We start from the raw sequence: 25,798 nt of genomic DNA, 5'->3' as shown, positions 1-25,798 counted from the left end.
CAGCTTCGTTGTCTGTTAACAAAGATTGGTTAAAGGAGGCTCGTATGGATAAGGTCTATACCATAAGCTGCTCCGATTATATCAATATGGGAAAAGAGATATTGAGCCATGCCGGAGTTTCCGGGGAACATGCGGAGATATTAATGTCACATTTGCTGGATTCGGATGAAAAAGGAATTTATACACACGGTTTTTATCGATTGCCTACGTATTTAAAACAAATCAAACGGGGAAATATTAACCCGCAGCCCCATATCCAAACGCTCAAGAGCGGTCCGATTGTCCAATTGCTGGATGGCGATAACGGGTTAGGAGCCATCGTCAGCTATTATGCGATGCAGCAAGCGATCAAAACAAGCAGCCAGCGAGGGATTGGCGTTGTCGGCGTGAGGAGAAGCAGCCACTTTGGCGCGGCCGCCTATTATGCGGAGATGCCTGCGAGATCGAACCAAATCGGCATTGTATTCTCGAATGCATCTCCGGGGATCGCACCGACGGGCAGCTTGAAGCCTGTTCTTGGCAACAATCCATGGTCGATTTCCGTACCGACAAATTTGAACCATCCGATTACTTTGGATATCGCGAACAGTGTAGCAGCAAGGGGCAAAATCCGGCTTGCGGCCTTGAAGGGGGAGTCGATTCCATTCGGTTGGGCCATTAATAAATATGGCGAACCGACCACCGATCCGCAAGAGGCGTTGGAGGGCGCGATTTTGCCGATCGGAGATTACAAGGGTTATGGGATTACACTGATGATTGATATTTTGTCGGGAGTCCTCACAGGGGCTAATTTCGGCGATCAAGTGCCGGGCGTTGAAGAGGACGGGATACGAAATAACGGCCACCTGTTTATCTCGTTAAACGTCGAAGCGTTAATGGACCTTACGGAGTTTAAACAGCGGGTGGACGAATTAGTGCGTATTGTGAAAGCGGCTCCCAAGATCCGTGAGGAGACGGAGATTCTGCTTCCCGGGGAAAGAGAATGGACGCGCAAGCTGGGCCGAAATCAAGCGGATGTAACTATACCGGAACAAATGTTTGGTGTAGTCGCTGCTCTTTGTAGTGAATATGCTGTCCGCTTGCCGGAAGTCAAATGACACACATATGATCCTTTCCGGACAATGCGGATCAATGTTGAAGCAGGAAAAGCTTCATCGATATGGAGGTTCAACATCGCAAGTAGATCATAAATCTTGTTGCGGCAGGTGAGTGAATGTGACCATCGATTACCAAATGCTCATCCATGGACAATGGGTGGACAGCTCAACGAAAGAGCGTTTTCCGACCAGCAACCCGTTTAACCAGGAGATCTGGGCGACTATTCCTCAAGCTTCTGAAGACGATGTGAGTCAAGCGATTGAGGGGGCGCGCAAAGCCTTTGATACATCATGGAAAAAGGTAAGCGGGCTGCAGCGGGCGCAGCTATTGATGAAATTGGCCGACCTGCTGGATGAGAATGCAGCCCGAATAGCTGGTATAGAAACGACGGACAACGGAAAAGTCATCCGTGAAACCAGAAATCAGATGCATTTTGCAGCACGAAATTATCGCTTTTTTGCAGGCTACGCCGACAAATTAAACGGCGAGGTCATTCCGTTAGACAATCCTTCGTTATTTGATTACACCTTAAGGGAGCCGCTTGGTGTAGCAGTGCTGATTACCTCATGGAATTCACCGATTGCTCTGTTAACGAACAAATTGGCTCCTGCTCTGGCTGCAGGGAATACGGTCATCATCAAGCCATCCGAGCATACGAGCGCTACGACGCTGGAATTCGGCAAGCTCATTCAACAAGCCGGCTTTCCCGATGGCGTGGTCAATATCGTAACGGGAGATCATCGGGTTGGCAATTTCCTAACCCGGAACCCTGCTGTGAACAAGATTAGCTTTACGGGCGGTGCGGAAACAGGGAAGCTTATTGCCCGAAATGCGAGCCAACATCTGATCCCCGTAACCCTGGAGCTGGGCGGGAAATCTCCCAATATCATCTTCGATGACGCGGATATTAACGCAGCCGTGATCGGAGCTGTCGCCGGCATCTACGGGGCAAGCGGTCAAACCTGCATTGCCGGATCGCGTCTGCTGGTACAGCGCTCCGTGTACGATGAAGTCATCCAAAAAGTGGTAGATAAAGCCCGAACGATCCGGTTAGGCAATCCGCTCAACCCCTCAACCGAGATGGGGCCGGCCGCCAACAAGCCACAGTACGATCGAATCCTTTCCATGATTGAGAAGGGTAAGGAGGATGGGGCCAAGCTGGTGTACGGCGGTCATCCTGTCTCGGAAGGCGAGATGAAGCATGGTTATTTTATTGCTCCAACGATATTTGTTGACGTGCAAAATCACAGTACTATTGCGCAGGAAGAGATTTTTGGACCGGTCTTAAGTGTCATTCCGTTTGAGGATCAAGAGGAAGCGGTGAAGATTGCCAATGAATCCAGGTATGGATTGGCATCGGGGATTTGGACCTCCGATGTCAAACGGGTGCATCGATTGGCCAGACAAATTCAAGCCGGAACGGTTTGGGTGAATACGTACAGAACTTCGGCAGCGCAAGCGCCTTTTGGCGGAGTCAAAATGAGCGGGTACGGGAGAGAGAGGGGCTGGCATGCGTTAATGGATTACACTCAGATAAAAAATGTCATGATTAATCTGTCCGACGATGCACGTGACCCTTTTTCCATGCAAACCTAACGAGGAGTGAGCCAATGAAATTAGGAGAAGCAATCATCAAAAAACTAGGAAATTCGGAGATCGACACGGTATTTGGCATACCCGGGGGCGGCAGCAGCTCGGATTTGCTCTGTTATATGGGCGACCACGATATGAAATTTGTTTTGACGCAAAATGAAACCACGGCAGCGATCATGGGCAGTGTGTATGGTGAGGTTACGGGAAAAACAGGTGTTTGCCTGACGGATTTGGGACCGGGAGCGTTGTCCATGTCCACCGGTTTAGCCTATGCTTTACTCGATCGTGCGCCATTAATTACGTTAAGCGACAGGTACGGCAGTGAAAATGTGGATTATGCGCTGCGCCAAAAAATTGTTCATACGGACGCCTTTAAACCCCTCACGAAGCTTTCAAGCAGTTTATCCGTTTCGAATTGGAGCAGTATGCTGCACAGAGGATATACCGTGGCAATGACGCCGAAAAGAGGACCGGTGCACTTTGATATTCCGAATGATCTTATTCATCGGGAAGTGGATGAGGATATAGAAAGCTTATGCCAAGAGGCGAATCTTCTAACCGCTGACGAGACCCGGTTGAAAACCGCTGCGTCTCTTATTCAAAAGGCAAAATTCCCCGTAGTGATTGTGGGCTTAACCATCAACAACGGAAATGGGAGCCGATATGAGCAGTTAAGGAAATTTGTCGAGGCCTATCAAATTCCCGTTTTCAAAACGGCTAAGGCGAAAGGGGCTTTATCCGATCGGCACGAGCTTTCCTTGGGCGTATTCATGGGTGGAAGATTAGAGACCGAAATTATGGAAAAATGCGATTTGATTGTAGCGATCGGTCTAGATCCTGTGGAATTGCTTCCTAAAAAATGGAAATATCGTCAGCCGGTGATCTATATCAGCGATGATCCGAACGATCATGAGATGTATCGTACGGAAGCGGAGGTGATTGGCGATATTGGGATATCCTTAAAGTTTATCGGCAATTATATGGCGGATTGCAACAATCAGTGGCAGCTTCATGAAGCAGCCCGATATCGCCAACGGGTAACATCAGCCTTAGAGACAAGTGGAACTGTGCTAACCGCTGATCAAGTGATTCGTATTTCTCAGGAGGAATTGCCCGCGAATGTTTTGATGACGACAGATGTTGGAGCCAGCAAGCTGTTGGTGATCGAATTGTGGGAGTCCCTTCATCCTCAATCTTTTTTTATCTCTAATGGCCTGGCAACCATGGGTTTTGCTTTGCCGGCAGCTATGGCGCTGCAGCATGTGTTTCCTGATAAGGTGGTAGCTTCGCTGACAGGCGACGGCGGTTTCATGATGAGGCTACCGGATATCGCTACTGCCGTTCAAAATCGATGGCCGGTGATCTCCATCGTTTTCTCAGACCGCCGACTTAGTCTGATGGATGTCAAACAGGTGAAGAAGGGTTACAATCAACCGTTTGGAACGGAGTTTGTGTCTCCTAATTACGTTAAATTCGCAGAAAGCTTCGGAGCCAACGGCTGGCGTGCAGAAACGGAGGAGGAACTGAGACAAGCCATACGATATGCGCTGGCTTCAACGAACGGTATGCCATCCATCATAGAAGCTCGAATCGATCCTTCATCCTACCACAAACAATTTGAAGCGATCAGAGAATTATAGGAATTATCTTTCATTTATTAAAAATACAAGAGCGGCAGCACCTTGCTTATGCACGTAAGAGGCTGCTGCTCTATTTTAATTGTTAGGGATAGTGAGACGAAAGGCTACAGGAAGAGTTTAAGTGCGTCATTTTCTGATTTCCAAAAAAGTATCAAAATCCTTCCATTGGGGAAAATAGTGAAGCATCATTCAGCCTATCGAGGGGATTTGATTTGTTGGACCGGATCATTCGTTATTTTCCAAATATTTTTACCTTATCTAATTTAGGCAGCGGCATCGTTGCTTTAGTTTTCATTGTCAATCATCTGCCGCTTATCGCTACCCTGTTCGTTGTTTTGTCAGCCGTATTTGATATGCTGGACGGCAAAATAGCACGCAGTCTCAAAGTGACCAGTGAATTTGGGGTGGAGCTTGATTCCTTGGCGGATATCGTCAGTTTTGGGGTTGTTCCGGCATTAGCGCTTTATGAAACCATCCCTCATCAAGCTGCATCGACGATGGCTTTAATGGTATTCCCCATAGCGGGTGCTCTTAGATTGGCCCGTTTCAATACACGCCCCACCAAAGGATATTTTGAGGGTCTGCCGATTCCGGCGGCGGGTTTACTCGTATGTTTTTTGTTATGGTTTCCCGTCTTGTATGGCTTTACGGCCTACGCTGCTCTGGTTCTATCGATTCTAATGGTCAGTAAAATACGGATCAAAAAGGTATAGCCGGTCATCCCAAGTTCTATTTCGCGAATGGAATTTGCGGATTGTCCTGCGCTGATTTAAGTGATATTATAAGTTTATTAACATATCATATGAGTTGGTGATGATGATTAAGGAGCTGGCAAGTACCAAAGTTTTGAATGAATTGACCCGAAGGATTGAGCAGGAAGAGTGGAAGTCCGGACAGAAGCTGCCTTCACTGGCCGCCGTAGCCAAAGAATTTCAGGTCGGCGTCTCCACCGTACGTGAGGCACTGCGCATCTTGGAAAACAAAGGGTATATTCTCATTGAGCACGGCAGAGGAATGTTCGTACGCAATCCAAACTGCTGGAAACAGGAAACCGCATGGGATCTCACTCGGCTTTCTGTAGGAGATATGTTTTCCCTGCAGGAATTCCGGGCCGTTCTTGAACCGGAAATGGCAGCGCTTGCAGCGGAAAGAGCCACTCCCGGACAAATGGCGAATATAAAGGCGGCCGCTTCAAAAATGATCGAAGATGTAGCCAACAATGAAGATTATTTCGAAGCAGATATTGCCTTTCACGAATATATCGCCGAGGCCTGCTCGAATGAAGTCATGGCTCAGGTGATGAAAGGGATCTCGGACTTGCTTCTGGAGAGCCGCAGGAAAACCACGCGTATTCCCGGAAGCGCCGAGAGAGCGGCACATTTTCACATGCTGATTGCATTGGCCATAGAGCAGAGAAACAGCGCGCTTGCCAAAGAGATGATGAAGGCGCATCTCCAGGATGTTCGTCAGGATTCGATGAAGCTCAAGGAAGGCTGGCTAGCCGCCGCCGAATTGAATCCAAGGAAGGGGAGGAAAGATCATGATAACAATCAGAGGGTTTAATCCGTATCAGGGCAATGTGCAGGGGAAGGCGAACGAGCCTATTACGGTAGCCGGGCTGCTGGACCGTGCACGCCGCGGTCTCGGCGGGAAATACGAAGGCGGGGAGCCGGATTGGACGCTTGACAACATTTATGACCGGCTGGAGCACAATTCTCCGAGGATCGCCATTATCGGCGGCTCCTCCGATCATCCGGCCCACATTCTGGACCATGAGACGGTGTACAAAGCTGCTTTGAAAATATGGCAGGAAGGCGGAGTGCCGTTTTATTTCAGCACGCCGGTGCTTTGTGACGGAACAGCGCAAAACAACATGGGAATGTCTTATTCATTACAGAGCCGCAACGCGATTGCGGAAATCGTGGTAAATCAAATGGAAGCGCAATCATACCACGGGGCTTTCGTGATTCAGGGTTGCGATAAGCAGCCGCTGGGCGTATTAAGCGGGCTTGCTCATCTGGACCGGGTCCGGCGCAATCGCGGCGAGCATCATGTGTTTGCTACCTTTGCCCCTTCCCACGTGCTCAAGGGGGGAACGATTCCGGATGATTTGAAGCTGGAATTGGCGGAGTTGGTATCCCAGGCCGCCGCAGCGGGATATGACGATATAGCCGCCGACATTGAGGATGCGGTGAGCTATATCCTTCAGTGCTCCTCGAACACCTCATTCCAAGGGGTTTTTGAACGCGCCGTCAAATGCGGACTATTGACTGAGGAACGGCATAAGGATTTTGAAAAAAGGCTGGCGGTAAGCACGTGTGACGCCAAGGGCGGCATCTGTGCGTTTCATGGAACGGGAAACAGCTCCCGGGACGTTACGGCAGGGTTCGGTATGGTATGTCCGGAGCTGGAGCTGCTGACGGAACCGCCGACACAGGCTCAAGTCAATAAAGCGATCGAATCCTTATTTTCCATCATTGACCGTCCGGAATGCAGCGTAAGTGAATTGCTTCGGGCCAATATCGCCAATGTGATCCGGATCCACAGTTCCGCAGGAGGTTCCACCAACCTAATGATGCATATTGTCGGGGCGATGATCTATGCCGGATTTGACTTTACGCTGGAAGACATGGAACGCATTGCTGCCGAACATCCGATTCCCGATTTATTCGATTACAGCCTGACCGAAGGCAGAGATATTTATGCATTGGCGCAGCAGTGCTGCTCGGGTCAAATCCGCGGCATGGAGACGCTGATCTATGAGCTTACAAGAAACGGGGTTCCGATGGCTTTGGATGCGCCGACGGTAACAGGCCAAACCTGGAGAGAAAGGCTGTCCCATACCGAAGGCTTGAGCGCGGACGGCGTGAAGGACAATCCCATCATCCTGAGCAGGCCCAGACGCGGCTTCAGCGGCGTCGATGTCCTCCGGGGAAACTTTTTCAACCATGCAGTGGTTAAAATCAGCGGGATGCCTACAAAGCAGCTGGATCAATTCGACGATAAGATCGCGTTTGTGCTTTACTTTGAAAATGAAGAAGAAGCGAATCATCGGTTATTGGACGTGAACATGCTGGATCGCCTAAAGGCCCAAAGAAGCTTCGGGCTAGAACATTTGAAGCGGATGGCTTCCTACAACGCATCCGTTTCTTTGGAAGCGCTGCAAGCGTTGAGCTATGATGAGCTGTTCGACCGGATGATTCGGGAGGAATGGCTCAGGCTGGCGGTCATTATATCCGGTCAAGGCCCGGAAGCATTCGGAATGCCGGAAATGATGACGCCGATGCAGCATATTAACGCACACCGTCAGTTAAAGCGTTTGACGACTCTAATCAGCGACGGCCGTTATTCGGGAGTGACATTTGGCGCTGCTGTAGGGCATATGACTCCGGAAGCTTTTCATGGCGGCGGGCTGCTGTATCTGCAGGAGGGAGATCTGCTGCATTTGCAGTTCCGCAAGAAGCGCATCGATCTGCTGAATCCCGGGAGCTTTGCTTCGGGCCATATCGTACAGGATGCCGGAGAGCTTCGGTCGGAGCGGACGGAGCTGGGATTATCCCGGATGGAGCAGCTGCGTAAAAGACAAAAGCGCGTGGCGGCATCGAACCGGCTGCGCGATTGTACGGATGCGTCCCGCGGCGTAGTTCCGATGGGAGTCGCGTTGGACGCGGAGTTGAAATGGATTTAAAATGGTTTGGTTTGTATTGACGTGTTTAAAAAATGATGATAAGGTATCATTAAAATATTTAATACATTAATGTTTATTCGAACAGATATGAAGAGCGTACCGGTAAACCGGAGGCATGGGGAATCTTATCCTCATGCTTTTTTTATTATCCGAATCGGTAAGGTTGTTCCGACGCAAGAAGAGATGAAGTTGGTTCAACAAAAAAAAGGTAAAGGTGATAGGATGGACTTGCGGACGATAAAAACGTTTCAAACGATTGTCAAGCTGGGAAGTTTTCAACGAGCGGCGGAAGAACTCAAATATGTGCAATCCACCATAACGATGCATATCCAAAAACTTGAATCCGACCTGGGCGTCAAATTGCTTGAACGCAGCAAGAAAGTCTGCTTGACGGAGGCGGGACGTTTGTTTCATGAGAAGGCGGATCTGCTGTTAAAAGATTATGAATACCTTCAAAGCGCCATGACGGAATGGATTCAGGGGGAAGCGGGTGTGGTTCGGTTAGGTGTAATGGAACCTGCGGCCAGCTATCGGCTGCCCAAAATCCTTGCTCCATTCATGGAACGCTATCCCAAGGTGCAAATCAGCATTCAAATCGGCAATACGTACGTGTTGCGGGAAATGCTGATTGAGGGCAAAATTGATTTGGCCATATGCAGTGTACCGGATACAGGTTTGGGAACCACGTTTGAGCCGCTTTTCGCAGAAAAGGTTGCGCTGCTTGTTCCCAAGCAGGACGATCTTGCGGGGAAACATGAGATTTATTTAAAAGACCTGCGGGGCAAACGGCTGCTGCTTACGACTACGATTTGTCCATACCGAAAAAAATTGGAAGCGGCATTGCTGGAAAAAGGCGGAAGCCCGTATTTTGGTATTGAAATCAGCACCATGTCCGCATTGAAATATTATGTTCAAGCCAATTTTGGCATTGCGGTGGTTCCGATCATTACAGTAACGCCTCCCCCGGAAGGAACGGTGCTAAAACCAATCCATGATTTGGATACCGGCCTGGTGACAGGCATTTTGCTGAAGTCTGATTATAAGGCACTTGGATCTGCAGGAGAAAAGCTGATCAGCACGTTAAGGGACGGTTTGCTAAATCAAAAATGCGATCAAATTACGGGAGTACAGAATAAAGAAGTTCAAAATTTTTGAAGCTTTTGTTCTTATTTATCAAATTTACAAATCTGATGAATTATTGTATGCTTATATTAACCCGATCGGATAACTGTGAAATTCTGCCGGACAACCGGAGATGAAAGACTTGCTTGATTGAACACATGATTATACATTTTCGGATCCACCGGACCCCCCGGAGACCCAGCATACTTGTTATGTTGGCGTCTCTTTTTTATTGCAGTCAAATTTTTGTTTTCCGGGATGGATGCCTGGGGAGGTTGGCTTTATGAATTTCAAACGAAAAAGAAAGAAGCGCAGCATGATCTTATCCGTTATCGCTCTGTTCACGCTATCCATTATGTTGATCGGCTGCGGGACCGCAAATAACAACAGTCAAGCATCCGGCGGGCAGACCGCCAAACCGAATGCGGAAAAATCGGTCCTTCGGATCGGTTATCAAAAGTCGGGAACATTGATGGTATTGAAGGCCAAAGGCGAGCTGGAAAAAAAATTGGCTCCATTTGGAACGAAGGTCCAATGGTCTGAATTTAACACAGGCATTTCAGTCATGGAGGCGCTGGGCACCGGGAGCATTGACTTCGGCATCGCCGGCGATGCGCCGGTATTGTTCGGACAAGAGCGCGGTCTGCCGTTTCTGTATGTAGCCAGTGAACCGTCCAGTCCGCAAAGCGAGGGCATTCTGGTAAAAAAGGATTCGCCGATCCAGACGATCGCCGATCTGAAAGGCAAAAAAGTAGCGTTCAACAAGGCGTCGATTTCCCAGTATTTGATCAATGAGGCGCTTGCTTCGGTCGGATTGACGCTGAATGATATCGAACCGGTTTACTTGGCTCCTCCGGATGCACGCATCGCTTTTGAACGGGGAAGTGCGGATGCCTGGGTCGTTTGGGATCCCTTCTTCTCGGCAGCCGAGCTTGCCGGAAATCGGGTTCTGGCCGATGGGAAAGGGCTCGTCATTTACAGAACGTTCTACCTGGGAGGAAAAGAGTTCGCTGAAAAGCACCCCGAGGTGCTGCAAGCGCTGGTTCAGGAGCTCCAAAACATCAGTGAATGGATTAACCAAAATCCGGGGGAAGTCGCCAAATTGCTTGCTGCGGAAACGCAGCTTGACGTGGCGGTCTGGGAACAATCTTTGCGGAGAAGGCCTCTCACCATCAAGCTGATCGATGAGGAAATCATACAGGATCAGCAGAGCGTTGCAGATACATTCCTGAAGATCGGACTTGTTTCCAAGAAGATCAACGTCAGGGAAAATGTCTGGATACCGAAAAATCAGTAAGCAGTTAGAGGTCAAAGGGGTGAAGCCCTTCTATGGGAACGAAATTTCTGGAGCTGCCGGAAGCGGCTGCACTTATACATCATGGGGATACGGTAGCGATCAGCGGCAGCATGGAGATGTCGCCCATGGCTTTGCTGCGCGAACTGATCCGCTCCGGGGCCAGCGGCCTGCACCTCCTATGCAGCGGATCGGCGGCCATTAACGCCGATCTGCTGATTGGTGCCGGATGTGTGGAGACGGTGGAAGCGTCGCAAATCATCCTGGGAGAGTTCGGCTTTGCTCCCCATTACCGCCGTGCGGTGGAGGAGGGGCGGCTGCAGGTTCGCGAACACGCTTGTCCGGCTATGGCCGCTGCGATTCAGGCGGGTGCCATGGGGCTTCCGTTTATCCCCGTTCCAGGGTTGCTGGGAACGGACTATTTGCAGGTCAGAGATGATTTTCGTCTCATTCGCAACCCTTATCGGCCGGAAGAGGAAGTCGTCGTGGTACCGGCTATCCGTCCGGATGTGTGTATATTTCACGCTTACCAGGCGGATACGCAAGGCAACGTGGTCGCCAGCAGGCTGCAGAACAACCGGCTGCTTGCCCAAGCCTCGCGCCATGTCATTGTGACGGTAGAGGAGGTGGTGGCTCCCGGGGAATTGGATCGTGAAAAGGGAACGTTCATTCCGGCGCTGTACATCCATACTGTGGTAGAAGCGCCATTCGGAGCCTACCCGACAAGCTGTCCAGGCTTTTACCCTGCGGATGAAGCCCATATGCAAACTTATTTGAAAGCGGCCGGACATCCGAACGAGTTTGAAAAGTACTTGCAGCAGTATGTGTTTTCTTACACGAGGCACGAGGACTATTCCGTTTACTGCAGCCGTAAGGAGAGTCAGCATGAAATACTCGACTGAAGAATTCATGATTTGTGCTTTGGCCCGCGAGCTTCATGACGGGGAAACGATCGCCGTAGGCAACAGTTCTCCGGTGCCGGCGGCGGCGGCCCTGCTGGCCAAAGAAACCCATGCCCCCCGCGCCCAAACCTACATCATGGGGTATGAGCGGGAATGGCCGTTTGAGGGGACCAAGGAATTTTTCGATTACATCCAGCGCGGCCTTGTCGATGTGTTCTTCTTGAGCGGGGCCCAAATCGACTGTTGGGGCAATATCAATTTACATGTCATCGGCGACTATGCCCGCCCGAAGGTCAGGCTTCCCGGAGGTGCCGGTTCATCTATGGTGTATTACCGCTGCAAAAGGATTTTCCTTTTTAAAACCGACCATCATGCAAAGGGGTTTCCCGAACGATTGGATTTTGTCAGCAGCAGCGCTTCTCCTGATTTCCGGCAGGAGGGCGCTGGGCGTCTGGAAGCAGTATATACCCCGCTTGCCGTACTGAGGCCCGCTCCGCTTACGCGCCGGCTGCAATTGTCCGCGATCGCGCCGGGAACGACGGCAGAAGAAGTGCAGGGGAAAACAGGCTTTGATCTGGGGATCGAAGGCGACGTTCCGCGCATCGAAGCGCCGTCCCCGCAGCAATTGGATGTTTTGCGAAGCAAAGTGAAAGCGGCGCTTCAGGAAATTTATCCCGCATTCGTTAAAGGAGGAATTGGAAATGGTTGAATTTATTACGATGGCGCCTACCTTCGGGGACGGCCAGTACGTGGGAACTTCCAATTACAATGCTCAAAGGCTGGACGCATGGAGCACGACGGCCGAACGCGAGCCTACCCTGGAATACATCTCACGCATTGCGCAGGCGGCGGAGAAGGGCGGATTCGGCACGCTTCTGCTTCCGACCGGCAGCAGCTGCCTCGATTCGTTGATCATCGCAACGGCGCTGATTCCCGCCACGGAACGGCTCCGCTTCCTGTTCGCCGTGCGCCCCGGCTTTACCGCCCCGTCCGTGTTTGCGAGACAGTTTGCCAGCTTTGACTACTTGTCCGGTGGCCGTGCCCTGGTCAATATCGTTACCGGAGGGTCTCCCGCCGAGCTTGCCGGCGACGGCGATTTTTTGGATCACGCTACCCGCTATCGGCGTACCGATGAGTTCATTCGGGTATTGAAACGTTTGTTTAGTGAAGAAAACTTCGATCACGAAGGTGAATTTTACAAGCTAAAAAATGCGTCTCTCTATCCGAAGCCGATTCAGAAAAATCCGGAGATCTATTTCGGGGGCGCCTCGGAAGCCGGCCAAGCGGTCGCGGCTTCCGTCGCCGATGTCTATATGATGTGGGGGGAGACGCTGGACAATATCCGCGAACGAATCGGGGAGATCCAACGGTTGGCGGCCGTTCGCAATCGGAAACTCAGCTACAGCATTTCATTCCAGGTCGTCTTGGGCGATACGGAGGAGCAAGCGTGGGAAAATGCCAATCATCTGATCAGCAAGGCCGATCCCGCCGTCATTCAGAAGAAGGCGGAAGCCAGCGACAAAGGCGAATCCGTCGGTCTGAAGCGTCTGCATCAACTGATGCTGGATTCCAAGGAAAATCATTTCCGGATCGGTCCGAATTTATGGGCCGGGCTGACCCAGGTGCTCAGCGGCAATTCCATCGCCTTGGTCGGCACACCCGATCAAGTAGCGGACCGGATCGTAGAATATGTCGGCCTGGGATTCGATAAAGTGCTGCTTAGAGGGTTTCCGCACCTGGAAACCATTGAGGCCGTTGGAAGAGATGTGATTCCAAGAGTGCATGCGAAGCTGCAAAAAAATGAAATACCATCCGAGAGAGGTGTACTTCACTAATGAGCACAGCATACGGTTTTAAAGAGTTGGAGGCCGACATTCGTTCCGTTCTTTCCCGAACAGGCGATTTCCGAACCATTGTGGATGAAGTTCGCCCATTTTTACAAACTTTGCTGCAATCCGACGAACTCCTGCCTGAAAGGTATCAGCAGCCATTACCGCACAAATATGCCCAATATTTGTTGTATAAGCCCGAGGATGAAGCCTTTTCCGTGATCGCCTTCGTATGGGGGCCCGGACAGGTAGCCCCGGTGCACGATCATTTGGTATGGGGGCTGGTCGGCATCTACAAGGGAGCGGTGGAAGAGAAGCGTTACCGGAGAGTGGATCATGGGGAAGCGGCTCCGAGGCGCTATACGCTTGAGGAAGTGGGAACGGTGCATGCCACGAAGGGCGATATCTCCTTCGTTTATCCTCCGGATTACGATATTCACGGCGTGTCCAATCCACATAGCGAAGTGGCGGTTACTATCCATGTATACGGCGCTGATATCGGCAAGCAGGAGCGGCACATCCACGATCCCGCAACGGGCGCTTTGCGTGATGTGGTCACGAAGCATGATAATGACGTGCCGATCTATGCCGATGTGTAGAAAGGGAGGTGTGATGCAATCATGAGCACATTACAGGGAGGGCCGCTTTCGGGGCTTAGGGTCATCGAGTTCGGGCAGATCGCGGCCGGCCCGTTCACAGGCATGCTTCTGGCTGATTTGGGAGCCGACGTGGTGAAGGTGGAAAGACCTGACAGCGGAGACGGCATGCGCGATTGGCCGCCTTTCTTTGTGAATGAACAGGGAGAGTCCTACAGTGCAAACTTCGCCTCCCTTAACCGCAACAAACGAAGTATTACGGTCGATTTCAAGGACCCGGAACAGCTTGAAGCTTTGCGGAAATTGTGCGGAAAGGCCGATATCATTATCGAAAACTACCGTCCCGGGGTGCTGCGGAAGTTTGGCTTGGGTTACGATGCGCTGTCGGCGGAAAATCCCGGACTGGTCTACTGCTCTATCTCCGGATACGGCCAAGAGGGCCCGTATGCGCAGAAGGGCGCTTTTGACGTGACGATTCAGGCGATCAGCGGCTTGATGAGCGTCACCGGAGAAGAAACCGGTACACCTGTCAAATGCGGAGTGCCGATAGCCGACTTTGCCGCCGGACTTTACGGTGCTTACAGCATCGCCGTTTCCATCCTGCAAGCGAGTCAAAGCGGTAAAGGCGCCTATATCGACTGCTCCATGCTCGGCAGCGTCCTTGGTATTTCTGCGCTGCAGCACAGTGAATATTACGGCAACGGGATCTCTCCCAAGCGGCTTGGGACCGCCCATCCGCGCAACGCCCCGTACCAGGGGTTTTACGGAAGCGACAAACCGTTTGTGATCGCCGCAGGCAATGACAAGCTGTGGAGGGAAGTATGCGAAGCCGCCGATCGCCCCGAGCTTATTGACGATCCCCGCTTTGTGACGCAGACCCTCCGTGCTAAAAACCAAAAGGAGCTGGCTTCTTTGCTGCAGCAGTCCTTTTCGCGGAAGACGGCCGGGGAATGGCTGAAGGAGTTTGACCGAAGAGGCGTACCGTGCGCGCCCATCAACGATTACGAGGACATTTTGCATGATCCGGCCGTTCATCAAATCGGGCTGGTGAAGGATTTGCAGTTACCCAACGGATTAACAACCCGGACGGTTCCGTTCCCGGTCAAGGTGACCGGCTACGATTTTTCCGTATACCGCCATCCTCCGCAAAGGGGCGAGCATACGGAAGAAGTTTTCAAGGAATGGCTTGACGCAGTCGACCCTTAAACGGGACTGCCGGCTTGCGGAAGAGATATCTGAAGAGGTCCGTTACCTATCGGACGCTTATGGGAACGAATGTTGGAAGAAGGGGGGCTCCCGTTTGGCAAAGACTTTGCTAAAAGATGTACCGTTGACTGAAGATGTCCCAATCAAGATCCTGGCAAACGATGTCGGGTTTGGCTATGGTCATCAGGACATTTTGCAAAATATTGATTTTACCGTTCGCGAAGGGGAGTTTGTCGTTTTGATGGGACCCAGCGGATGCGGCAAAAGCACATTCCTCCGCCTGGTGTCCGGTTTATCCCTGCCAACGCGCGGAAAGCTTGAAATCGATGGCGAACCGGTTCGGGACACGTCGATCGAGCGTGCGATCGTGTTTCAAGACTACTCCTTGTTTCCCTGGCTGACAACTGGGGAAAATGTCATGCTTGCACTCAGCCAGGTGATGAAAAAGAAAAAAAAGGAGATTCAACAGGTCGCGCAGGAATATCTGCAAATGGTACAGCTCGAACATGCCTTCGACAAATACCCTGGACAATTATCGGGGGGAATGCGCCAGCGTGTCGCCATCGCCCGGGCGCTTGCTTTGTCGGCGGATCTGCTGCTTATGGATGAACCGTTCGGCGCGCTGGATCCGGTGACCCGCGTTCATTTGCAGGATCTCATCCTGCAGTTATGGCAGGATCGCCGCCAGACCGTACTGTTCGTGACGCACGATGTGGAAGAAGCGCTGTTTTTGGCAGACCGGATCCTGTTGTTTTCGCCCGGTCCTCCCAGCATCGTTGCACATGAATTGAAAATTCCGTTCGCAAGGCCCCGGCAGCGGAAAAAGGTGTTCCAATCCCCGGAATTTACCGAACTGAGGGATCAATTGATGGATCACATGAATAAAGGGTTATTCGAAAAGCTGGAAAGAGAGGAAACGGTCTTCTATCCGGGTGACCGGATCTGAATTCGTAAAAAACATAATAGAGGAGGAACATGGGTGTATAAAGTTCAAGTTCATCGGAAAAAACAATCATTTGCCTGGATACTCGCTTCCGGCCTTGCCCTGTCAGTGCTCGTCACAGGCTGCGGCCAGCAGTCGGCAGCTCCGCAGCCTGCGGTCTCGGAGCAAGCCGGGAAGTCCGATCAGGCCCAAAAACAGGATCAAACGTTTGAACTCAATGTCGGCTACGGCCAATCGTTGGGCACCCAGCTCGGATTCATTGCCGAATACGAGGGGTATTTTAAGGAGCAAAACCTGAAAGTCAATTTTGTGCCTTTTGCGTCTACAGCGGACGGATTAAACGGCCTGCAGGCCGGGAAAATCGATGTCGGCGTATCCTTCGGAACCGCAGGTCCGTTGACATTTATCTCCCAAGGATCGGATTTTTCAATTATCGGGGGGCATTTGTCCGGCGGCAGCCCGGTCTATGCCAAAAAAGAAAACCAGGATCAGTTCAAGACGATCGAAGGGTTTCGCGGGAAAAAAGTGGGCACCCTTCGTCTGTATACCGGCGATATCGTCTTCCGTTCCGCTTTGAGCCAAGCCGGAATCGATTGGAAAAAAGACATTGAACTGATCGAATTCAAAAACAATTCCATGCTGCTTGAAGCGATTAAATCAGGCAAAGTCGATGTCGGGGTCGGATCGCCGGGCACGTTATACGAGGCGGAGGAAGGGGGGCTGGTCGCCGTCACATGGAGCAACGATCTGCAGCCCGATCACGTATGCTGCCGCATCGTGGCCAAGACGGGCGACGTGAAGGAAAAGCGGGAAGCCTTCAAACGGTTTCTGAAAGCGATCATTAAGGCGGAACGGGACAAAGAAAAAGATCCGAAGGTGACGATTGACGCCAGCAGGCCCCACATCAGGCTTGACGACAAAATTATGGAGAAGTCGATCATCGAACCGCATATGCTGAATCATTCCGATCCGAACAAGAAAGAAATCGTCAAAATGTGGGAAAGCATGAACGACATCGGCTATATCAAGGAAGGAAAAGACATTGATATTACCAAATACATCGATACGTCGTTGTACAAAGAAGCCGTTGAAGAACTGATCGCTTCCGAGCCGGACGAGCCGTTTTTCCAAAAAGTAAAGGAGCGTTTCAACCAGCAAAATATTGGATAAGGAGCTGTTTTTCGCGTTGAAACGGTTTGTTAAAACGTATTATGGTACTTTGCTTATCGTAGCCGCCGTGTTGGCGGCATGGATTTACTTTACGGATGTCGCCAAAAAGATCAATCCCGTGCTGTTCCCGAATCCGCAGGCCGTCCTGCTTGCCTTCTGGAAAAGTAAAGGGCTGCTGTTGGAGGGGTTCATCAGCTCGATGCAGCTGTTTCTAAGCGGATATTTCTCCGCCGTCATTGCGGGAATAGCGGTAGGGTTGGCGGTCGCGTTGCATCCTGCGCTGAGGAAACCGCTGATGCCGATTTTCCATGCGTTGAGCCCGATTCCCCCTACGATGTACATTCCGTATGCCATAGCGCTTTTGCCTACGTTTAAATCCGCATCCGTGTTTTTGATTTTCGCCAGCGCGTTATGGCCTATCCTGCTCGGTACCATTCAAGGCGTATTGCTTATAGACCGGCATTATCTGGACAACGCCCGCGCGTTAGGGCTAAGAAGCGGAAAGCTTCTCACAAAGGTGATCATTCCGGCGGCGCTGCCGTTCATTTTTAACGGAGCGGGCGTAGCGCTGGGATTCGCCTTCATTATTCTGACCGTGGCGGAAATGTTCGGCGCCAAATCGGGCATGGGGTATTTTATTCAATACTACAGTGATTTTTCCGATTATAAAAACGTTGTTGCCGGTATGATTTTCAACAGCCTGGTCATCCTGGCCATCATGCTCATTTTTGACAAGATCAAAAACAAATACTTGTTTTGGACGCAGATCGATGACAAAACTTTATAACTATAGCGCATCCAAATGGCCCTCCGCATCGCACAGCCGGGGGGAGGAAGAAACGGGCTGTACCGCTTTTGGCTGATCAGCCCCTCACTTCAAGGAAGGGAAAGATTCGCAATGACTACGATTTCGCATCAGGCCCCTATCGATTATTTGGCTGTGGCCGATGAACTGGTTGATACGTTTTCCCTGACCGCCGTAGAGCGGGATATCAAAGGAGGTACGGCGAAAGCGGAACGGGATTTGATCAGGAGAAGCGGCTTGCTCGCCTTGCTGGTGCCCAAGAGCTTTGGCGGTTGTGGGGATACATGGCTAACCGTACTGGAGATCGTTCGACGATTTGCCAGGGTCGACAGTTCCATTGCGCATTTGTTCGGATATCATTTTCTGAATTTGGTCACACCGCATATGTATGGAACCGAGGAACAGAAGCGCCGATATTATATGGAAACGGCGAACAAACCCTTGTTCTGGGGAAACGCATTTAATCCGCTGGATCAACGGCTTGTTGCCGTTCGTGAAGGCGACCGTTATTACTTGAGCGGAACCAAACGGTTCTGCTCCGGTGCTACGGATTCGGATTTGCTGCTCGTTTCCGCGAAGCATGAAGAGGGAAACGGCCCTCTGATTGCCGTCATTCCTACCCGTCGGGAAGGAGTGAACGTATTGAATGATTGGGACAATATGGGGCAGCGGCAGACGGACAGCGGGGGGATCGAATTTAGCCGGGTTCCGGTAGAATTAGGCGAGGTGCTTGACACACCAGGTCCGGTCGGGACGGAATTTTCCAAACTTCGCAGCTCCATTTCGCAAATTATTCTGACGCATGTATATTTGGGTATCGCGGAAGGGGCGTTCGAACAGGCCAAATTATACACGGCTTCAAGCGCCAGAGCCTGGCCTGCTTCCGGCGTCTCCTCCGCTGCTCAGGATCCGTATTTTCTTCGCCATTACGGCGACATGTGGGTCCGGTTGGAAGCCGCCCGAGTGCTTGTAGAACGGGCCGCCCGGGATTTTCAATCGGCCTGGGAGAAGGAGTGGGGATTGACGGAACGGGAACGGGGAGAATGCATGATGAGCATTGCAACGGCGAAGGTGATGACTACGCAGGTCGGGCTGGACATTACAAGCCGTATGTTCGAGGTGATGGGGTCCCGGGCGACTTCGTCCGAATACCGTTATGACCGTTTTTGGCGCAATCTTCGCACGCATACGCTTCACGATCCGGTCGAATACAAGCTGAAGGAATTGGGAAATTGGGCGCTGAACGGCCAATTTCCGCAGTCCTCTTCGTTCTTTTAAGGAGCTTCGGGGACGAGATGAAAAGAAATGCCATCGTGAATTTGGCCATTGTCGTGCTGCTGGTTTTCACCTGCTATTCGTTTTGGAACAAGCAAGAGGACAGTGCTTTTGCGGCACCGAACGCCGCCGCTCCCGAGGTGAAGCTGCCTGATCTGGATGGTCGATGGGTGGATATCCGTAAAGATGCGGATGGAAAAGCGGTATTTTTGGTTTTTTGGACTTCCTGGTGCGAGTACTGCAAGAAGGAAGCCTCAGTACTTGGCGAATTGTACGGGGAGTTTAAGGACCGGATCGCTTTTTATGCCGTCAATGTGACGCATCAGGACGATCTGAAGGAGGTGAGAAGCTTTGTCCAGGCCCATCGTTTACCCTTTCCGGTACTGCTCGACGAAAAAGGCGAAGTCACGGAACGATACAGGGTGGAGTACTTGCCAACCTTTTATCTCATCGGCCGGGACGGGATCGTCGAGGATCTGTTGATCGGGGAAATTCCGCGGGAACGGCTGTTAGGCAAGCTGCAGGAGCTCGCCCCGTAAACAAACCGGCTTTGGACTTTGGCCAAAGGACCGAATCGTGGAAAAGGAAGGTTGATTCTTTTGGAACAAAAATCACAAAAACCGGCAATAGGCTTTATTGGCACCGGGGTCATGGGAAAAAGTATGGCCAGCCGTTTAATTCGGGCCGGATATGTGCTTCATGTCTACACCCGCACCAAGTCTAAGGCGGAACCGCTCCTCTTAGAAGGGGCCAATTGGCATGACACGCCGGCATCTTTGGCCGAACAATCGCAAATCATCATAACGATGGTCGGTTACCCCCATGACGTGGAAGAGTTGTATCTCGGGGAACATGGAATCATTCATCATGCCCGGCCCAATAGTTATTTAATTGATATGACCACTTCCAGCCCGGCCTTGGCCCGGCGAATTGAGCAGGCGGCGCTTGGGCGCGGATTATTTTCGCTGGATGCTCCCGTGTCGGGCGGCGATATAGGGGCCAGGGACGGTAAGCTGTCTATTATGGTTGGCGGGCGGCGGGAAGCTTTCGATGAGGTAACGCCGGTTTTGAAGTCCATGGGGACGAACATTGTTTATCAGGGGGGCGCAGGCGCCGGGCAGTATACGAAAATGTGCAATCAAATCGCGATTGCCTCCAATATGATCGGCGTCTGCGAATCGTTGATTTATGCTCAAAAGGCCGGATTGGATCCTTCCACCGTACTGAAAAGCATTGAGACCGGAGCGGCTGGCAGTTGGTCGCTGAGCCATTTGGCTCCGCGTATCATCGGCGGTAATTTTACGCCGGGTTTTTACGTTAAGCATTTCGTTAAGGATATGAAAATTGCCCTGGAATCCGCCAAGGAGATGAACCTTGAACTGCCGGGGCTGGCTCTTGCCCACTCCCTTTATGAGAAATTAGTTGAACTGGGAGAAGAGGATAGCGGCACGCAAGCATTATTTAAAGTGATTGGGGGCAAATCTCCGGCTGTCTCTTGAATCCGATGAAACAGCATGGATCGCAGCGGGATAGCCCAGTATTTTAGCTGGCGGGTTCAACATGAAAGACGCCTGCGCAGTGAATCTAAACCAATAAAATCGGGTTAAAATTTGGAGGTATGGACATGGCAGAGAATGTGAAATTGGTATTGTGGAGCCGCGAAGGCTGTCAAGCTTGCCAGGAAGCGAAAGCTTATTTAAAGGAAAAGGGATACGTTTACTCCAATGTGGATGTGGGAGGGAAAGATTACTTAAGGGATGTTCTTGAAGTCAAGTACGGTATTCGTCATGTGCCGGTGATCGAGGTCGGCCGCAATCAAACCTACGAGGCGATCGTAGACAGCGACTTTAACCGGCTTGAAGCTTTACTTAAGTCCTAAACAGGATTTCCCCAATAAAGATAAACACAGTTGGACAGGATTGACGGCCTGTTCAACTGTGTTTTTTTGTAAGCCGGAGCCGACTCAGGATATGGACTGGAGTCATCCGGTTTTTTTGATATTTTTGCGGAACGAAATATATTGCGTAAAGGGCGAGCACATGAGAAAATAGGATTAGAATGATGGATGTTGTTGCATTTTTAAACACTTGTTCATGTGCTGCAAAAATCTTTATTTGAGAGGTGAAGGAATTGAATATACTTGCCATAGCTCCATATAAAGGGTTGAAGGATTTAATTCTGGAAGTGAATAAGGATTTAAAGAAAAACATCCATGTTGAAATCGGAGATTGGTATGAAGGGCTCGACATAGCCAAAGCGCTGGAAACCAAAGGTTATGATATGATCATCAGCCGCGGTGCGACCGTAAATCTGCTGAGGGAGCATTGTTCCATTCCGGTAGCGGAAATCAAAATATCGGGGTACGACATCTTGAGAACGCTTACGCTCTTGAACGGATTTGAAGGGAAAATTGGCGTGATGAGCCATTTGAAGGTGATTCAAGGAGCGGACTTTATAGGCAAGCTGCTGAATATGGACTTAACCTTTTACGACGATGCCGAGTGTGAAAAATGTCTGGAAAAGGCCATGGAAGACGGGGTACAAGTGATCGTCGGGGATGTTAAATCCACACAGGCGGCCAGGAGCTTCGGACTTCACGGCATTCTCATCACTTCCGGAAGGGAAGCTGTGATTGAAGCCATCCAGGATGCGGAGAGATTGGTTTATTATACGAATAAAGTAAAAGAAAAGTATGCAGGGCTGGTATCCGTATTGGATCAGCTGGAGGAAGGCGTAATCATTGTCAGTCCGCAGGAGGAATGTCAATTCATCAATGCCCGCGCGTGTGAACTGTTAAATGTAAACAAGGACCAATCGGTGGATACGCTGTTCAAAGCATCAGGCTTATCCATGAATTTAAGCGACGTGATGAAGCGGGAGGCCGTTCACAGCAGCGAAAGAGTGCAGCTTTCTGATAAATCGCTGGACATCAAGGGATTTCCGTTATATCTTGACGGACGGATGACAGGAGCGGCCGCTGTATTGAAATGGAACCCTGATCAAGCCGGGCGGAATAAAATAGAAGAGTACCGGTTTGTAAAAAAAGCAAAGGCTTCCGCCCACTTCAATCAACTGGTCGGGAAATCACAGACGATGGTCAGGCTGATTGAGTGCGCCAAACGGATCAGCAAATCCGAACTGCCGATCATGATTTACGGGGAGCCGGGGACGGGAAAACACGTCTTAGCCCAAAGCATTCATAATGAAGGCGATTTAAAAACGAAAGCGTTTGTTACCATAGATTGCCATTCCCATTCACCCGAGATATTGGAAAAAGAAATGCTGGGGGCGGGTTCCGAGCCGGGTGCCTTTGAGCTCGCCAATGGCGGCACCTTGTATATGTCCAATATTGGCAAGCTGCCTCTGAGCCTCCAATCGACCTTGTTTCACATTCTGACGCGCCATAAGGTCAGGAGAATAGACAGCAGTGAAGAACGGGAGATCAAGGTGCGCGTGATTGCAGAACATGAAGAGAAATTAATCTCTTTGGTCTCCAGGGGGGAGTTCAGGTCGGATCTGTACCGCGTTATCAATACATTTACTTTAAGTCTTTCGCCGCTGCGTGAAAGAATAGAGGATATGCCCGATTTGATACGGATGTTTATCGCTTCGGCCAATGTCGTGACGGGAAAGGAAATCGTCGGGGTTCAACCGGAAGTGATGGACATTTTAAGATCGTACGACTGGCCGGGAAACGTATATCAGTTGAAAAACACCATCCATAAAATGTGCCTTTTGAGCGACGGACCGTATATCAAAAAAGACGAGATCGAACCGGTAATCAAGGAATTGGCGGACAGCACGGAAACGAGGAATCCCGCAGTATTTTCGTTCTTCAACAAGACTTTGGAGGAAATTGAAAGCGATATCATCTACAGGATTCTGGTAGAGGAAGAATACAACCAATCCAAAGCGGCGAAAAGGCTCGGCATCAATCGAACAACCCTTTGGCGAAAATTGAAAATGAAGAATCAGAAGGTCCTGGATTATAACCAATGATTAAAAATGCAACAAATCGATGCCACATAACTGTGGTCAAAGGTAACAATGCAAATTATAATGATAAAAAAACGTTTACATCAATCAATAAACGGTAAAGGAGATAAGGTATGAAAACTCAAAGAAAACCGGTTATGGCTTTGACTTACGGCGATGCAGCAGGAATCGGGCCGGAGCTGGTCGCTAAAGCGCTGCAAATGGATGAAATTCGCAGTTTGGCTCAATGGGTGCTGGTTGGTGATGAACGGGTGTTTAAGCAGGGGGCGGAGCTCGCCGGGGTCACCTTAAACTATCGAAAAATCGATTCCATCGAACAGGCTTCATTCCAGGAGCATGAGCTTCCGTTAATCGATCTGCAAAATATAAATCCGGATGATTTCCAAAAGGGCATCCTCTCTCCGGAAGCGGGGTTAGCGAGCGGAAAAACGCTGGAATACACTTTGCAGCTCGTGAAGGGGAATCATCTGGAAGGCGTGGTCTATGCTCCTTTGAATAAAGAAGCGATGTTTCGGGGCGGCCTTCATTTTGAGGATGATATTCATTTTCTTGCCGACCTGCTGGGCGTTAAAGACGGATTCGGTGAAATTAATGTCATGGAGAAGCTTTGGGTATTCCGCGTAACCTCCCATATTCCTCTTCGAAAAGTAAGCGAGCTGATTACGAAAGAAAGTATCGGTCAGCGGATTCGGTTTGCCCATGAAACGCTTACGGCAGCGGGTTATCATCAGCCGCGAATTGCGGTGGCCGCACTCAATCCTCATGCCGGGGACGGAGGTCTCTTCGGGACGGAGGAGATCGATGAAATGATTCCTGCGGTGCAAGAAGCACAGGCACAAGGCATCAATGTCGCGGGGCCTTATCCGGCGGATACGATTTTCCTGCGTCTTCCCAAGGACCCGTTCGACGCTTTGCTTGCCATGTATCACGATCAGGCGCAGACGGGCATGAAGCTGATGGGCTTCAACAAAGGGGTGACGGTCAGCGGCGGGCTGCCTGTCGTTCTGGCGACCCCTGCGCATGGAACCGCATTTGATATTGCGGGCAAGGGCATTGCCGATCCCGGAGCCATGGCACATGCCATGAGGCTGGCCGTTCGATTGGTTTTGGGGAAGAGGGATAAGGTAACCAATGGATAATAAGCGGGTGGGGAGATGATGCGGCATGGAGACCAACTACAGCACGGTCATGATGAAACCGGTTGACAATGTGGCGGTGGCCTTGACGAATATTCCTGGCGGGACGGTAGTAACGGTCAACTGCGGCGGGAACACGATCGCTGTGGAGCTGAAAGAAAATATCGAATTCGGTCATAAATTTGCGGTCGCGCCGATATCCAGCGGGCAAGACATCTTGAAATATGGAGAAGTGATCGGCGTTGCGGTGAAGGATATCGCCGTCGGGGAGCATGTGCACGTTCATAACCTGGAAGGGAAACGGGGAAGGGGTGACCGCATTGTCTCCTGATGCTGTGACATTTTGGGGATATCGTCGTCCTGACGGCCGGGTAGGCATTCGCAACCACGTGTTGATCCTGCCTACGATTGTTTGCGCCACACAAGCGGCAAAGCATATCACGGAGCTTGTTCAAGGAACGGTCAGCTTTATTCATCAGCATGGCTGCGCGCAGGTAGGCGTCGATTACGAGCAGACGTTCCGCACCTATGTCGGCATGGGGACCAATCCGAATGTGTACGGTGTTGTCGTTCTCGGGCTGGGCTGTGAAACCCATCAGGCGAGAAGCATTGCAGGGGAAATCGCCAAGTCGGGCAAACCGGTTGAGGTCGTCTCGATCCAGGACCACGGCGGCACCTTATACACGGTAGCGGAAGGGGCAAGAATAGCTGCCAAGATGGTGCAGGATGCATCCGCGCTTCATCGGGAACCCTTTGACCTCCGTGAATTGATTGTCGGCACCGAGTGCGGGGGCTCGGATGCTTGTTCAGGACTATCCGCTAATCCGGCGGTAGGCGTAGTCAGCGATATGATCGTCGACCATGGAGGAACGTCCATATTGGCGGAGACGACGGAATTAATCGGAGCGGAACACTTGTTGGCGAATAGAGCCGTAGACGACAGGGTAGCCAAAAAAGTTTATGAGGTTATCCAGGCGATGGAAAGCCGCGCGTTCAAGATGGGGGTCGATATACGTACGGGGAATCCGAGTCCGGGCAATATCCGGGGAGGTTTAAGCTCGCTGGAGGAAAAATCATTGGGCGCAGCGAATAAAGCGGGAACCAGGCCGCTTCAGGAGCTCATCGATTATGCGGAAGCCCCGACCAAAAAGGGACTCGTATGGATGGATACGCCAGGCCATGACATCGAACAATTAACCGGGATGGTAGCCGGCGGGGCGCAAATCGTGCTATTCACTACCGGCAGAGGAACGCCTACCGGCTCTCCGATCGCGCCTGTGATCAAAATCTCTACGAATACCGCCATTTTTAACAAGATGGGCGACAATATTGACATTAATGCCGGTACGATCATAGACGGAACAGAAACGATCGAAGCTGTAGGACAACGTCTGTTTGACGAAATGGTTTCGGTATGTTCCGGTAAATGGACCAAATCGGAAATATTGAAGCAGCACGATTTCGGCATTTACCGGATAGGGCCTACTTTCTGAATATTGGAGGGA

Annotated in this window: 24 protein-coding genes; all 24 read left to right on the top strand. The window is 50.9% G+C overall.

Annotation, left to right across the window (positions count from 1 at the left end; translation table 11 throughout):
- Positions 1-44 precede the first annotated feature (44 nt).
- The 24 genes from BLT35_RS13200 (at position 45) to BLT35_RS13085 (ending at position 25,786) form a co-directional block, all read left to right on the top strand.
- Positions 45-1,097, top strand: a complete 1,053-nt coding sequence (locus BLT35_RS13200) for an Ldh family oxidoreductase (RefSeq protein ID WP_083351292.1) — start codon at positions 45-47, stop codon at positions 1,095-1,097.
- Positions 1,098-1,215: 118 nt separating this feature from the next.
- Positions 1,216-2,694 (top strand): aldehyde dehydrogenase, encoded by a 1,479-nt coding sequence (locus BLT35_RS13195; RefSeq protein ID WP_254777557.1) that lies wholly within the window; start codon positions 1,216-1,218, stop codon positions 2,692-2,694.
- 14 nt (positions 2,695-2,708) lie between these two features.
- Positions 2,709-4,331 carry a thiamine pyrophosphate-binding protein gene (locus BLT35_RS13190; protein WP_074728341.1) on the top strand — a complete coding sequence of 541 codons (1,623 nt, stop codon included), beginning with the start codon at positions 2,709-2,711 and terminating at the stop codon, positions 4,329-4,331.
- A 215-nt stretch (positions 4,332-4,546) separates the two neighbouring features.
- On the top strand, positions 4,547-5,044 hold the full coding sequence (gene pssA / locus BLT35_RS13185) for a CDP-diacylglycerol--serine O-phosphatidyltransferase (protein WP_254777556.1): 498 nt from the start codon (positions 4,547-4,549) through the stop codon (positions 5,042-5,044).
- A gap of 100 nt (positions 5,045-5,144) precedes the next feature.
- Positions 5,145-5,894, top strand: coding sequence for a FadR/GntR family transcriptional regulator (locus BLT35_RS13180; protein WP_083351291.1), 750 nt, complete (start codon positions 5,145-5,147; stop codon positions 5,892-5,894).
- Entirely contained in the window at positions 5,872-8,019 is a 2,148-nt protein-coding gene (locus tag BLT35_RS13175; RefSeq protein WP_074728335.1) for a dihydroxy-acid dehydratase domain-containing protein, read from the top strand. Before BLT35_RS13180 ends, BLT35_RS13175 begins: the two co-directional genes overlap by 23 nt.
- Positions 8,020-8,241: 222 nt before the next feature.
- Complete coding sequence (locus BLT35_RS13170) at positions 8,242-9,174, top strand: LysR family transcriptional regulator (RefSeq protein WP_082660986.1); 933 nt, start codon at positions 8,242-8,244, stop codon at positions 9,172-9,174.
- A gap of 250 nt (positions 9,175-9,424) precedes the next feature.
- Complete coding sequence (locus BLT35_RS13165; protein WP_074728330.1) at positions 9,425-10,438, top strand: sulfonate ABC transporter substrate-binding protein; 1,014 nt, start codon at positions 9,425-9,427, stop codon at positions 10,436-10,438.
- Positions 10,439-10,470: 32 nt separating this feature from the next.
- Entirely contained in the window at positions 10,471-11,337 is an 867-nt protein-coding gene (locus BLT35_RS13160; RefSeq protein ID WP_062408102.1) for a CoA transferase subunit A, read from the top strand.
- Entirely contained in the window at positions 11,321-12,046 is a 726-nt protein-coding gene (locus BLT35_RS13155; RefSeq protein WP_054819797.1) for a CoA-transferase, read from the top strand. The genes BLT35_RS13160 and BLT35_RS13155 overlap by 17 nt, the downstream gene beginning before the upstream one ends.
- On the top strand, positions 12,039-13,172 hold the full coding sequence (locus BLT35_RS13150; RefSeq protein ID WP_062408104.1) for an LLM class flavin-dependent oxidoreductase: 1,134 nt from the start codon (positions 12,039-12,041) through the stop codon (positions 13,170-13,172). The genes BLT35_RS13155 and BLT35_RS13150 overlap by 8 nt, the downstream gene beginning before the upstream one ends.
- Positions 13,172-13,765 (top strand): cysteine dioxygenase family protein, encoded by a 594-nt coding sequence (locus BLT35_RS13145; RefSeq protein ID WP_062408113.1) that lies wholly within the window; start codon positions 13,172-13,174, stop codon positions 13,763-13,765. Before BLT35_RS13150 ends, BLT35_RS13145 begins: the two co-directional genes overlap by 1 nt.
- A gap of 21 nt (positions 13,766-13,786) precedes the next feature.
- Positions 13,787-14,968, top strand: a complete 1,182-nt coding sequence (locus BLT35_RS13140) for a CaiB/BaiF CoA transferase family protein (RefSeq protein ID WP_062408115.1) — start codon at positions 13,787-13,789, stop codon at positions 14,966-14,968.
- Between the two features lie 94 nt (positions 14,969-15,062).
- A complete protein-coding gene (locus tag BLT35_RS13135; RefSeq protein WP_074728328.1) occupies positions 15,063-15,914 on the top strand; it encodes an ABC transporter ATP-binding protein in 852 nt (283 codons plus the stop codon).
- 33 nt (positions 15,915-15,947) lie between these two features.
- Positions 15,948-17,081 (top strand): ABC transporter substrate-binding protein, encoded by a 1,134-nt coding sequence (locus BLT35_RS13130; protein ID WP_074728326.1) that lies wholly within the window; start codon positions 15,948-15,950, stop codon positions 17,079-17,081.
- A 49-nt stretch (positions 17,082-17,130) separates the two neighbouring features.
- A complete protein-coding gene (locus BLT35_RS13125) occupies positions 17,131-17,868 on the top strand; it encodes an ABC transporter permease (protein WP_254777555.1) in 738 nt (245 codons plus the stop codon).
- A 111-nt stretch (positions 17,869-17,979) separates the two neighbouring features.
- A complete protein-coding gene (locus BLT35_RS13120; RefSeq protein ID WP_074728324.1) occupies positions 17,980-19,164 on the top strand; it encodes an acyl-CoA dehydrogenase family protein in 1,185 nt (394 codons plus the stop codon).
- A 17-nt stretch (positions 19,165-19,181) separates the two neighbouring features.
- The gene (locus BLT35_RS13115; protein ID WP_074728322.1) at positions 19,182-19,700 is read left to right on the top strand and encodes a TlpA disulfide reductase family protein; all 519 of its coding nucleotides are present in this window, start codon (positions 19,182-19,184) and stop codon (positions 19,698-19,700) included.
- A gap of 60 nt (positions 19,701-19,760) precedes the next feature.
- Positions 19,761-20,660, top strand: a complete 900-nt coding sequence (locus BLT35_RS13110; protein ID WP_256380589.1) for an NAD(P)-dependent oxidoreductase — start codon at positions 19,761-19,763, stop codon at positions 20,658-20,660.
- Between the two features lie 125 nt (positions 20,661-20,785).
- Positions 20,786-21,040, top strand: coding sequence for a glutaredoxin family protein (locus BLT35_RS13105; protein WP_054819803.1), 255 nt, complete (start codon positions 20,786-20,788; stop codon positions 21,038-21,040).
- Positions 21,041-21,324: 284 nt separating this feature from the next.
- Positions 21,325-23,160 carry a sigma-54-dependent Fis family transcriptional regulator gene (locus BLT35_RS13100; RefSeq protein ID WP_217634716.1) on the top strand — a complete coding sequence of 612 codons (1,836 nt, stop codon included), beginning with the start codon at positions 21,325-21,327 and terminating at the stop codon, positions 23,158-23,160.
- A 110-nt stretch (positions 23,161-23,270) separates the two neighbouring features.
- On the top strand, positions 23,271-24,296 hold the full coding sequence (locus BLT35_RS13095) for a PdxA family dehydrogenase (protein ID WP_074728317.1): 1,026 nt from the start codon (positions 23,271-23,273) through the stop codon (positions 24,294-24,296).
- 25 nt (positions 24,297-24,321) lie between these two features.
- Complete coding sequence (locus BLT35_RS13090; protein WP_074728315.1) at positions 24,322-24,624, top strand: UxaA family hydrolase; 303 nt, start codon at positions 24,322-24,324, stop codon at positions 24,622-24,624.
- A 4-nt stretch (positions 24,625-24,628) separates the two neighbouring features.
- Positions 24,629-25,786: a UxaA family hydrolase gene (locus BLT35_RS13085; RefSeq protein WP_062410892.1), complete on the top strand. Its 1,158-nt coding sequence runs from the start codon at positions 24,629-24,631 to the stop codon at positions 25,784-25,786.
- Positions 25,787-25,798 lie beyond the last annotated feature (12 nt).

Source organism: Paenibacillus naphthalenovorans, assembly GCF_900099895.1.
Lineage (GTDB): Bacteria > Bacillota > Bacilli > Paenibacillales > NBRC-103111 > Paenibacillus_G > Paenibacillus_G naphthalenovorans.
Note: the sequence above shows the minus strand (reverse complement) of the source record. Positions and strands in the feature narration are given on the sequence as shown.

Excerpts from the sequence above, each read along its gene's own strand:
- BLT35_RS13200 (WP_083351292.1), top strand. The coding sequence starts at position 45 with ATGGATAAGGTCTATACCATAAGCTGCTCCGATTATATCAATATGGGA.
- BLT35_RS13190 (WP_074728341.1), top strand. The coding sequence starts at position 2,709 with ATGAAATTAGGAGAAGCAATCATCAAAAAACTAGGAAATTCGGAGATC.
- BLT35_RS13180 (WP_083351291.1), top strand. The coding sequence starts at position 5,145 with ATGATGATTAAGGAGCTGGCAAGTACCAAAGTTTTGAATGAATTGACC.
- BLT35_RS13175 (WP_074728335.1), top strand. The coding sequence starts at position 5,872 with ATGATAACAATCAGAGGGTTTAATCCGTATCAGGGCAATGTGCAGGGG.
- BLT35_RS13170 (WP_082660986.1), top strand. The coding sequence starts at position 8,242 with ATGGACTTGCGGACGATAAAAACGTTTCAAACGATTGTCAAGCTGGGA.
- BLT35_RS13165 (WP_074728330.1), top strand. The coding sequence starts at position 9,425 with ATGAATTTCAAACGAAAAAGAAAGAAGCGCAGCATGATCTTATCCGTT.
- BLT35_RS13160 (WP_062408102.1), top strand. The coding sequence starts at position 10,471 with ATGGGAACGAAATTTCTGGAGCTGCCGGAAGCGGCTGCACTTATACAT.
- BLT35_RS13155 (WP_054819797.1), top strand. The coding sequence starts at position 11,321 with ATGAAATACTCGACTGAAGAATTCATGATTTGTGCTTTGGCCCGCGAG.
- BLT35_RS13150 (WP_062408104.1), top strand. The coding sequence starts at position 12,039 with ATGGTTGAATTTATTACGATGGCGCCTACCTTCGGGGACGGCCAGTAC.
- BLT35_RS13145 (WP_062408113.1), top strand. The coding sequence starts at position 13,172 with ATGAGCACAGCATACGGTTTTAAAGAGTTGGAGGCCGACATTCGTTCC.
- BLT35_RS13140 (WP_062408115.1), top strand. The coding sequence starts at position 13,787 with ATGAGCACATTACAGGGAGGGCCGCTTTCGGGGCTTAGGGTCATCGAG.
- BLT35_RS13120 (WP_074728324.1), top strand. The coding sequence starts at position 17,980 with ATGACTACGATTTCGCATCAGGCCCCTATCGATTATTTGGCTGTGGCC.
- BLT35_RS13115 (WP_074728322.1), top strand. The coding sequence starts at position 19,182 with ATGAAAAGAAATGCCATCGTGAATTTGGCCATTGTCGTGCTGCTGGTT.
- BLT35_RS13105 (WP_054819803.1), top strand. The coding sequence starts at position 20,786 with ATGGCAGAGAATGTGAAATTGGTATTGTGGAGCCGCGAAGGCTGTCAA.
- BLT35_RS13095 (WP_074728317.1), top strand. The coding sequence starts at position 23,271 with ATGAAAACTCAAAGAAAACCGGTTATGGCTTTGACTTACGGCGATGCA.
- BLT35_RS13090 (WP_074728315.1), top strand. The coding sequence starts at position 24,322 with ATGGAGACCAACTACAGCACGGTCATGATGAAACCGGTTGACAATGTG.